Raw genomic sequence first — 8,633 nt, 5'->3', positions numbered from 1 at the left:
GGCGCGCCCGCCGAGATCGCCATGTCCATGATCTTGTGGATCTTGGTGGCGTGCGCCTCGCCCAGCGCACCGCCGAAGATCCGGAAGTCGTGCGCGTACACGAAGACCGTCCGGCCCTCGACCGTCCCCCACCCGGTGATCACACCATCCGTGTAGGGCTTCTTCGCCTCCAGGCCGAACCCGCTGGCCCGGTGCCTGCGCAGGGCCTCGATCTCGGTGAAGCTGCCCTTGTCCAGGAGGAGTTCGATGCGCTCCCGGGCGGTCAGCTTGCCCTTGGCGTGCTGGCGCTCGGTGGCCCGGGGGTCCGGGCCCTCGCGGACCAGCTCCCTGAGCGCGGTCAGCTCATGCAGCCGGTCCGTCCCCGTCGGCGTTCCGGCGGGTGTCGCGGCGGTCGTCATCGGTGCTCCTCTCTCGGTCCGTTCCCGTTCGTTCCGCTCTCGTTCGTTCCGTTCCCGGGTGTCGCGCCCTCGGCCGGCAGCACGGCGCAGACGCGCTCCCTGGCGGAGGCCAGCAGCTCGGTGGCGTCCTCGGCGTACAGGCACGCGGTGGGCAGGGTGCGGGCCGTGGTGCAGTGGTCCGCGTCGGTGCGCAGGGCCGCCGCAGCCACATGGCTGGGGTAGCCGGGCACGCTCCGCACGATCCAGCCCGGCGGACGCTCCGGCGCGCCCGGCCCGCGCCGCTCGCCCAGGTAGTCGGCGGCGAGGTCCCGGCTCAGCCCGGTGCCGATGCCCTTGAGGTACGCCTCCTTGCGGGTCCAGAGTCTGCCGAAGGCAACCGGCTGCTCATCGGCGGGCAACGCGTCGAGCTCCGCGCGCTCTTCGGGGTGCAGCGTGGGGATGCACAGCTCGGCCGTCTCCCGGGAGGGCACCTGCTCCACATCCACGCCCACGGGCGAGGTGGCCACCCCGAACACGGCCAGGCCGTGGCTGTGCGAGAGCGAGAAGTGCAGCGGCGTCGGCGCGTCCAGGACGACGGGGCGGCCGTGCGGCCCGCCGCAGCCGGGGCAGGGGGCGCGGCCGAGGCGCACCTCGCGCGGCGGCACGCCCACATAGGCGGCCAGCAGCCGGCGCAGGGCGACGTGCGCCGACAGGTACAGGAGCCGGTCGTGGGGCTGCACGAAGGAGGCGGCGCGCTCCTGTTCGCCCTCGTCGAGTTCGGAGGTCACCATGGGCGCGGGGCCGTCGTCGGTCCACGGCTGGCGCATGGACCACAGATGCAGGTCCCCGTCCGTCACGGTGATGGTGGCCGTGCCGGGGGCGGCCCGGTCGGCGACGGTGGGTGGCAGGGACGGGGTCATGGCCGGCGCACGCCCGCCCCGGCGAGCCGCGCGCCGGGATCGGTCACCGGGCCGAGGCGCCCGGCGAGCAGGGCGGCCACCTCCTCGACGGTGTCGTCCCGCAGCAGATCGGTCGCCTGCACATCGATGCGCAGGGCCAGTTCGAGCATCCGGCGCAGTTTCAGGGCGGTGATCGAACCGACGCCCTGGGTGCGCAGCGGGCGGCTGGTGCTCAGCCGGTGCGCGGGCGGGACGTCGAGGAAGCGTTCGAGTTCCCGGCATATGTAGTCGGCAATCATGCGGGTGCGCAGTTCGGTGCCTGCGGCGCGCAGTTCGGCGAGATCGGGCAGACGTTCCAGGAGATCTGGAATGGGCTTTTCAGCCATTGTCACACCTCTTTCCGTACGGGCGGGTCACGAGGATTCCGGGCCGTCTTCACACGGCGACGGGTGTCGCGGCGGACGCCGTCCCGGGGTGGTGCGAAGAATTCACCGGGGCGGCGGACGAAGGCAGGCCGGAAATCTCTCGGGAATGGTCCAAAGGTCCGCAGAACAGCTTTTCGACTGGCGTCTGACCAGTCAAGACGTGGTCGGAAGCGGTCGATAACCGCCCATCAAGCACCGGCTAAGCATCATCCCGGCCCGGCGATTACCAGCCGGTGAAACACTGCCCGATTACCGGCCGATGGCGACGGGGAGAAGGGGTAATTCCCCTTGTTCTGGTTTCCTGGGGAGAGCGTGCGCCGTCCGCGGGGATCCGGTCGGCCGTGCTGCCGGGACGCCATGTTTCCGTCACCGTCGTTGACGTGCGGAAGCGACGGTTCCTAACCTGATCCGGATCGATAACTGCGCACTGCACATAACGCGAGATGAGCCGCCCCATGAGACAAGCGCGAGCAGAGGGGACCCGCAGCGCCCTGCTCCTTGCCGCCGCCCACCAGTTCGACCGGCACGGCTACGAGGGCACCTCCCTCGTCGCCATCAGCGATCTGGCGGCGGTGAGCAAGGGCGCCCTGTCGTTCCACTTCAGCAGCAAGCCCGATCTGGCGGACTCCGTGCAGGAGCTGGCCTGTTCACGGGCGCGCGCGGAACTCGACGACCTCGCCGGGCGGGAGGTGCCCGGACTGCAGACGGTCGTCGACATGAGCTGCGCGGTCGCCCACCGGCTGGCCACCGACTTCCTCACCCGGGCCGGGCTGCGTCTCGCCCGGGAGCGGGGGACCGCGCCGGAGTCCTCGCTGAACTGCCGCTCGGTCTGGCGGGACGCCCTGCACGCCTCCGCGCTGCGCGCCCGCGAGGACGGCAGCCTCAACCCGGAGGTGGCCGAGGACGCCCTCGTGGAGCTGGCGCTCGCCCTGGTCGTCCACCAGGAGGCGGTGGGCCCCGAGGAGCCCTCCGGCACCCGCGACCGGGGTCCCTGGCTCGCCGAGGTCTGGCAGGCCCTGCTGCCCGCCCTGGCCCCGGCCGAACACCCCTGGACCTTCCGCACGGACGGCCACTGCACCACGACGGTCTCCTGACCCGGAAGGTGCCGGCCCGGCGGGTGGAAGCCGTGACGTGACGGCGGATCATATGATCAGCTGGTGCCCGTGGAAGCCATATGGACCAGCGCCGTGGCGGTCGGGGGCACGCTGATGGGCGTGGTGATCACGCACCTGTTCCAGCGCGGCGCGTCCCGGCGCGCCGAGCTCTTCGCCCGTGCCGAAGCGCTCCGGCAGGAGCGCATCGCCACGTACACCGCGTTCGCCTCGGCCCTGGAGGACTACCGCCACGGCCAGGCGGGCCGCTGGTACCACAAGGTGCGGGACCCGGACGGCGAGGCGTTCGTCGCGGCGCGCGACGAGGCCCACCGCCTCCGGGCCGCCACCCGGCAGGCGCTCTACCGGGTCAAGCTGCTCACCGGTGACCGGGACGTGGTCCTCGCCGCCGAACGGGCCTACGGCTGCACGCGGGACGTGTCGACCGCGGAGGACCAGGAGACCCGGGACGCCCTGGACTCCCGGGCCCGGGACGCGATCGAGACCTTCGTGACCCGGGCGGCGGCCCTGGTCCGCTGACCCGGCGGCGATCCTGGTCCGCTGACCCGGCGGCGGGCGGTCCGCTGAACCGGCGGTGACGCCGCCGGCCTCCGGTCAGGCCGCCGCCGGCGTCACTGCACGGTCTCCGGGGTCTCGTGCGCCCGGACCTCGGCGAGGACCCGGGTGCCGCGGTCCGGGGCGAAGTCGATCTGCGCGAGGACGGCGGGCAGCGCGATCGACGGCAGGGTGTAGCCGAAGAGCACCGAGATCCGCTCCTCCAGGTCCTGCCAGCCGGACTTGACCTGGGAGACGACCTGCGCGCCGATCCATGAACTGACCAGGAAGTGGCCGAGGTCGCGCGGCGAGACATGCAGGAAGACCTCCCCCTGCTCCTTCGCCTCGGTCACCGTCTTCGCGAAGGAGTCCGCCCACGCGTCCCACGGCCCGCCGCCCGCCAGCTGCTGGAGCCGCGGGTCCATCGCCAGCTTGGCGCCCGCCCGCAGCATGGTCTCCTGCGGCAGCCGGCAGGCGAGCGCCATCGCCGAGTCCACCAGCTCCTGGAGCTTGTACATCCGCTCCGGGTAACCCAGGCCCCCCACCTGCTCGTTGAAGATGCCCTGCACCAGTTCGTCCTTGGAGGCGAAGTGGAAGTACAGGGCACCCCGGGTGACCTGGGCCTTGTCCAGGATCTCGGCGATGCTCGCCCCGTGGTAGCCGTGTTGCGCGAAGACTTCCGCCGCCGCGTCCAGGATCGCTCGGCGGGTCCTGATCCCGCGCAACTGCTGTGCCATTGACGTCCTCCCACCGCACCACGCCGCCCCCTTCGGCTGAAGCGGTGCGTACATACCGGCGGCCGAGCGGACCACCGGGCAAGGAAAAAGAAACCGGATGCCTAGTACATTATCAACCCGGGCGCGGCCAGTCACCCCCGCTGCGCGGCCTCACCACGCTCCCGCGCCCCCGTCCACGGCCAGCACGGTGCCGGTCACGAACCCGGCCAGGTCGCTGCAGAGCCAGGCGGCCGCCTCGGCCACCTCCTCGGGATCGGCCACCCTGTTCTGCGGGTTGCGGCGCCGCATCCGCTCCTCGGTGGCGGGGTCCCGGGCGAACAGACCCTCCGCCATCTCGGTCCGGGTCAGGCCCGTGGCCAGGGCGTTCACCCGGATTCCGGCGGGCGCGTACTGCGTGGCGGCCGACCGGGTCAGCCCGAGCACCGCGTGCTTCGCCGCCACATAGGGCGCCCCCATGGAGGTGGCGCGCAGCCCGGCCACACTGCTGTTGTTCACGATCGCCCCGCCGCCGGCCGCGAGCATGGCCCCGATCTCGTACTTCATACACAGCCAGACCCCGCGCAGATTGACGTCGAGCACGGCGTCGAAGTCGGCGTCGGGCGTCTCGTGCAGCGGCAGCGGCTCGCGCACCGCGCCCGCGTTGTTGAAGGCCGCGTGCAGCTCGCCGTAGCGGTCCACGGCCATCTCCACCGCCCGCGCCACCTCCTCCGCGCGGGTCACGTCACCGGCCGCGCAGGCCACTTCGGCGCCCTTGTCCCGCAACTCGGCCGCCAGGGCGTTCAGTTGTCCGGTCCGCCGGGCCATCAGAACCAGCCTCGCGCCGTGTGCCGCGCCGACCCGGGCCGCAGCGGCGCCGATACCGCTGCTGGCCCCGGTGATCAGCAGGGCCTTCCCCGCCAGCAGTCCCCCCGCCGGCACCCCCGCTGCCGGTGACCCCACCGGCATTCCCCCCGTCACGGTCATGCCGCGAGCCCGCTCCGCGTACCGCCGCTCCGCGCGCCGGTCCAGACCGTGCCCGCCGCGGCCTCCGCGTCGATCCCGCGCAGGAGTTCGCCGTCGATCGCGTCGAGGGAGTCGACCAGGTGGCGCACCCCGGCCTCCGCCATGAGCTGCCGCTGGAAGCCGTGCGGGAAGGAGCTGGGGTGGCCGACGAAGGGCACGTCCAGCTCCCGCGCCTGCTCGGCCACCCGGGCCACGTCGTCCACGAAGAGGACCTGGCCGTGTGCCAGGCCGAACAGCTCGGTGATCTCGCGGATGCCCGGGCGGATGTCGTTGGTGCACACATAGCCGGGACCGTCGAAGAGCTCGGCGAGATGGCCGAGATGGCGCTCGAAGTGCGAGGCGTCCAGGCCGCCGTAGCAGACGGTCCGCAGGCCCGCCGCCCGCAGCCGGCGGAGCAGGTCCACCGCGCCGTCCAGGAGGTGCACCGGGTGCTCCACGGTGTAGAGCTCCCGCTCCTCCAGGTAGATCGCGATGGTCTCCTCGGGGGTGGTGCTCATGCCGGTGGCCTCGGCGAGCACGGCGGCCGCGACCAGCTGCGGCTGCGAGAAGATCCGGCGCTCCAGCCCGGCGGAGTAGTCCGCCCCGCGGCTGGTGACGAACCGGTGGATGACCGGGCTGAAGGTGTCGTTCAGGAGCACGCCGTCGATGTTGAGGGCGGCCAGACGGAGCGTGCTGAGCTGCTCGCTCATGCGAGTTCCTCTCGATAAACCAGACCGACGGTCCAGATACTGGCCTCCGAACTATTGAATGGTCCATGCATTTATGGCCCATGTCTCGGATCGTGGACCATGCGGTCGGGTTTTCCCTGATGGCCCGATCGTGGCGACTGGAGCCTGAAGGTACGTCAACTCATCCTGAAATCACGGCAAACGCCCAGGTGAAGGTGGGTGAGGGCGACGCTCGCCCGGCTGGATGCCGTGCCCGGGGCGGCTTCCCCGCTCCCGGAAGGCGCTAGCAAAAAAACCGTACAGTCAGTATCTTATGGCGAGCGACGCAGCTCTGCGTCGAGGCTCGCTCCACCTGTACTTGACCTGCACTCGTTCGCGCATCGTGCTCCATTTCGCCCTGGGGAGAGGCAAATGACCACCTCTGTGCATGCCGGCATGACAGTCACGCACAGCCAGGCTCCACACGCCGCCGCACCGCCCGCCGTTCCGTCTCTGACCATGACCGTCCCGAGGGAGTACGTGCACCGCGCGGCGGTCGCCGAGGTGTTCCTCACCGGCTGGCGGCAGAGCGGACCCGATCTGTGGACGGTCACCGCGCAGTGGCCTCGGGGGCACTCCTTCTACGGACCGGTCGCCGGGTACCACGATCCGCTGCTCTTCAGCGAAACCCTGCGGCAGACGGTCCCGCTGCTGTCCCACACGGTCTTCGACGCGCCGATGGATCACAAGCAGATATGGCAGAACCTGCGGGTCGCCCTGGAACCGGAGGCGCTGCGCGCCGAGTCCACCCCGGCCTCCGTCGAACTGCACATCCGCTGCACCGACATCGAGCGCCGGGGCGGGGCCATGCGCAGGATGCGGATGGACGTGACGGCCACCCGCGACGGCCGCCGGCTCGCCGTCGCCACCACCTCCTTCACCAACCACGGCCGGGCGCTGTACCGAAGACTGCGCGGGTCGTACGCGGACGCGGACGCGGCGATGGCGGACGCCGTCGCGCTGCCGCTCCCGGTCCGCCCCGAACTCGTCGGCCGCGACCGCCGCCACGACGTGGTGCTGGCGCCGACCTCGGCGGAGGGCCACTGGCAGCTCCGTGTGGACACCCTGCACCCCATCGTGTTCGACCACCCGAACGACCACGCCCCCGGCATGCTCCTGCTGGAGGCGGCCCGGCAGGCGGCCCAGGCCCTCCAGGGGCCCGCGCCCGTGCTGGCGGTGGGGATGGAGTCCTCCTTCCACCGCTACGTCGAACTGGACGCCCCCGCCTGGGTCGAGGGCGTGTCCCTCTCCGGCGGCGCGGGCGGCGCCGGCCTGGTGCGGGTGGCGATCGAACAGGAGGGCGCCCTCGCCTTCGAGTGCGTCGTCACCACCCACCCGGCGGGCTGAACCGACGAAGGAACAGCGGCGGAACACGACGGAGCCGGGCCCTGGAACAGGGCCCGGCTCCACCCGTTCGCGCCCGGGGGCGCGCGGGGTCAGTCGTTGATGCAGGTGTTGCCGATCGCCGGGTTCAGCAGACCGATCACGCTGACCGAGTTGCCGCAGACGTTCACCGGGATGTGGATCGGGACCTGGATCACGTTGCCCGACAGCACGCCCGGGGAACCGATGGCGGCACCCTTGGCGTCCGCGTCGGCCATGGCGGGCGCGGCACCGCCGAACGCCAGGGCGAGACCGGCGACGACGGCGGCAGCAGCCTTCATGTGCTTCATTTCGATCCTTTCAGCAGGGCGCGGTGCGCGGCACGGCTTTCGTGTCGTGCACTCCCGGCGGAATGTGCGGGCGTGCGCCCCCGCGTAACTGGTAACGAGGGGCTTCCCGTTCGGAAACCGCTTGGTGGCAGGCGGTTCGAAAAGTCACTCGTATGCCTCACCGATAATGATTCGAACCGGCTGGCGGAATCCGTCGAACAATTCGGTGGGCCAGTCGGTTCGGAAGGTCCGGGTGATTACCGGTGAATTCGATTCCGGACATACGGGCACCCCCGTACGCGAGGCGTACGGGGGTGCCTTCCGGCCCGTGATCAGCGGGCCCGGGGTCAGCGCGCGGAGGCGCCGTTCTCCGACAGGATCGGGATGTCGGAGAGGATGTGCGACAGCGGCTCGTCGCCCTTGGCCTGGGTGGAGTTCTCGACGCACTGCTGGTTCTGCGGGGCCGACAGGATCGGGATGTCCTGGACGGCGACCGGGATCAGGCCGACGAGGGAGCCCACGTTGGCCTTGGCCGGCAGGCCGATGCAGGGCTTGTTCAGGGAGCCCTGGACCAGGCTCATCTGCGGGCTCATGTCGCCGTGGGTGGCGGCGTTGCCGTAGGACTGCGAGGCACCGTTGCCGCTCGCGGAGAAGGTGCCCTCGTTGTCGCCGACGGCCAGCGCCTGCGGGGCCATGGCCGCGCCGGCACCCACCATGGAAGCGGTGACCATGGCCGTCGTCAGAATCTTCTTGATCACTTACTTGTCCCTTTTCGTTATGAACGCGCGAACGCGGTGCAGCCTGATCAACTGACGTGGCCGGGTTTGGTTTCGGGGGTTCACCCGATTGCCGCAGCGTGCTCGAATTGCGCCGGTGGGGCTATCGCGATCGGCCGGGGAGGTGAATGGATTCTTCGCGCCGGAGGCGGTCGGCGGGTGCGGCACAATAGGCGAATCCATCGAGTCGAACGAGCGGTGAATTCAATATGACAATTACGGCCGGTGCGAGCGGAACGGCGCCCTCGGTGTCCACCGGAGACGAGAACAGGGCCAGGAGCAGGCATCGCGCGCCGGAGGCCCCGCCCCCCGCCGCCATCGGTGCGAGCCGGGCGCTGGGGTGGCTGCTGGTGGTGACCGGGGCGGCGGGTCTGCTGGCGGCGTGGGTGATCACGCTGGACAAGTTCAAGCT

General features: G+C 71.1%; 11 protein-coding genes. 3 read left to right on the top strand and 8 right to left on the bottom strand.

Going from position 1 to position 8,633, the window contains the following annotated elements:
- The 3 genes from ABZ457_RS30075 to ABZ457_RS30065 form a co-directional block, all read right to left on the bottom strand.
- The coding region (locus ABZ457_RS30075) for a carboxyl transferase domain-containing protein (protein ID WP_359164071.1) at nucleotides 1-398 on the bottom strand (398 nt) is incomplete at its 3' end.
- Nucleotides 395-1,297, bottom strand: a complete 903-nt coding sequence (locus ABZ457_RS30070; protein ID WP_359164069.1) for a 4'-phosphopantetheinyl transferase superfamily protein — start codon at nucleotides 1,295-1,297, stop codon at nucleotides 395-397. The genes ABZ457_RS30070 and ABZ457_RS30075, both read right to left, overlap by 4 nt.
- Complete coding sequence (locus ABZ457_RS30065) at nucleotides 1,294-1,662, bottom strand: acyl carrier protein (RefSeq protein WP_359164066.1); 369 nt, start codon at nucleotides 1,660-1,662, stop codon at nucleotides 1,294-1,296. Before ABZ457_RS30065 ends, ABZ457_RS30070 begins: the two co-directional genes overlap by 4 nt.
- Before the next feature lie 494 nt (nucleotides 1,663-2,156).
- Between ABZ457_RS30065 and ABZ457_RS30060 the strand changes: the two genes are divergently transcribed.
- Together ABZ457_RS30060 and ABZ457_RS30055 are read left to right on the top strand one after the other, a co-directional pair.
- The gene (locus tag ABZ457_RS30060) at nucleotides 2,157-2,795 is read left to right on the top strand and encodes a TetR/AcrR family transcriptional regulator (RefSeq protein ID WP_359164063.1); all 639 of its coding nucleotides are present in this window, start codon (nucleotides 2,157-2,159) and stop codon (nucleotides 2,793-2,795) included.
- 69 nt (nucleotides 2,796-2,864) lie between these two features.
- Nucleotides 2,865-3,332 carry a hypothetical protein gene (locus tag ABZ457_RS30055; protein ID WP_359164080.1) on the top strand — a complete coding sequence of 156 codons (468 nt, stop codon included), beginning with the start codon at nucleotides 2,865-2,867 and terminating at the stop codon, nucleotides 3,330-3,332.
- Nucleotides 3,333-3,424: 92 nt separating this feature from the next.
- On the opposite strand, the gene ABZ457_RS30050 is transcribed toward ABZ457_RS30055, so the two are convergent.
- The 3 genes from ABZ457_RS30050 to ABZ457_RS30040 all read right to left on the bottom strand — a co-directional run bounded on the left by ABZ457_RS30050 (nucleotide 3,425) and on the right by ABZ457_RS30040 (nucleotide 5,775).
- The gene (locus tag ABZ457_RS30050) at nucleotides 3,425-4,084 is read right to left on the bottom strand and encodes a ScbR family autoregulator-binding transcription factor (RefSeq protein WP_359164060.1); all 660 of its coding nucleotides are present in this window, start codon (nucleotides 4,082-4,084) and stop codon (nucleotides 3,425-3,427) included.
- Nucleotides 4,085-4,234: 150 nt separating this feature from the next.
- Nucleotides 4,235-5,029, bottom strand: a complete 795-nt coding sequence (locus ABZ457_RS30045; protein WP_359164077.1) for a glucose 1-dehydrogenase — start codon at nucleotides 5,027-5,029, stop codon at nucleotides 4,235-4,237.
- Between the two features lie 14 nt (nucleotides 5,030-5,043).
- Nucleotides 5,044-5,775, bottom strand: coding sequence for an HAD family hydrolase (locus ABZ457_RS30040; protein WP_359164057.1), 732 nt, complete (start codon nucleotides 5,773-5,775; stop codon nucleotides 5,044-5,046).
- 477 nt (nucleotides 5,776-6,252) lie between these two features.
- Here ABZ457_RS30040 and ABZ457_RS30035 point away from each other — a divergent pair, with 477 nt between their 5' ends.
- Entirely contained in the window at nucleotides 6,253-7,140 is an 888-nt protein-coding gene (locus ABZ457_RS30035; protein ID WP_359164054.1) for a ScbA/BarX family gamma-butyrolactone biosynthesis protein, read from the top strand.
- An 89-nt stretch (nucleotides 7,141-7,229) separates the two neighbouring features.
- On the opposite strand, the gene ABZ457_RS30030 is transcribed toward ABZ457_RS30035, so the two are convergent.
- Both ABZ457_RS30030 and ABZ457_RS30025 read right to left on the bottom strand, forming a co-directional pair.
- Nucleotides 7,230-7,457 (bottom strand): chaplin, encoded by a 228-nt coding sequence (locus ABZ457_RS30030; protein WP_359164074.1) that lies wholly within the window; start codon nucleotides 7,455-7,457, stop codon nucleotides 7,230-7,232.
- Nucleotides 7,458-7,792: 335 nt separating this feature from the next.
- Nucleotides 7,793-8,203 carry a rodlin gene (locus tag ABZ457_RS30025; protein ID WP_359164051.1) on the bottom strand — a complete coding sequence of 137 codons (411 nt, stop codon included), beginning with the start codon at nucleotides 8,201-8,203 and terminating at the stop codon, nucleotides 7,793-7,795.
- Between the last annotated feature and the right edge of the window lie 430 nt (nucleotides 8,204-8,633).

Source organism: Streptomyces sp. NPDC005805 (assembly GCF_040630445.1).
GTDB lineage: Bacteria > Actinomycetota > Actinomycetes > Streptomycetales > Streptomycetaceae > Streptomyces.
Note: the sequence above shows the minus strand (reverse complement) of the source record. Positions and strands in the feature narration are given on the sequence as shown.

Coding starts and splice junctions, on each gene's coding strand:
- ABZ457_RS30060 (WP_359164063.1), top strand. CDS start 2,157: ATGAGACAAGCGCGAGCAGAGGGGACCCGCAGCGCCCTGCTCCTTGCC.
- ABZ457_RS30035 (WP_359164054.1), top strand. CDS start 6,253: ATGACCGTCCCGAGGGAGTACGTGCACCGCGCGGCGGTCGCCGAGGTG.
- ABZ457_RS30045 (WP_359164077.1), bottom strand. CDS start 5,029: ATGCCGGTGGGGTCACCGGCAGCGGGGGTGCCGGCGGGGGGACTGCTG.
- ABZ457_RS30040 (WP_359164057.1), bottom strand. CDS start 5,775: ATGAGCGAGCAGCTCAGCACGCTCCGTCTGGCCGCCCTCAACATCGAC.
- ABZ457_RS30065 (WP_359164066.1), bottom strand. CDS start 1,662: ATGGCTGAAAAGCCCATTCCAGATCTCCTGGAACGTCTGCCCGATCTC.
- ABZ457_RS30050 (WP_359164060.1), bottom strand. CDS start 4,084: ATGGCACAGCAGTTGCGCGGGATCAGGACCCGCCGAGCGATCCTGGAC.
- ABZ457_RS30030 (WP_359164074.1), bottom strand. CDS start 7,457: ATGAAGGCTGCTGCCGCCGTCGTCGCCGGTCTCGCCCTGGCGTTCGGC.
- ABZ457_RS30070 (WP_359164069.1), bottom strand. CDS start 1,297: ATGACCCCGTCCCTGCCACCCACCGTCGCCGACCGGGCCGCCCCCGGC.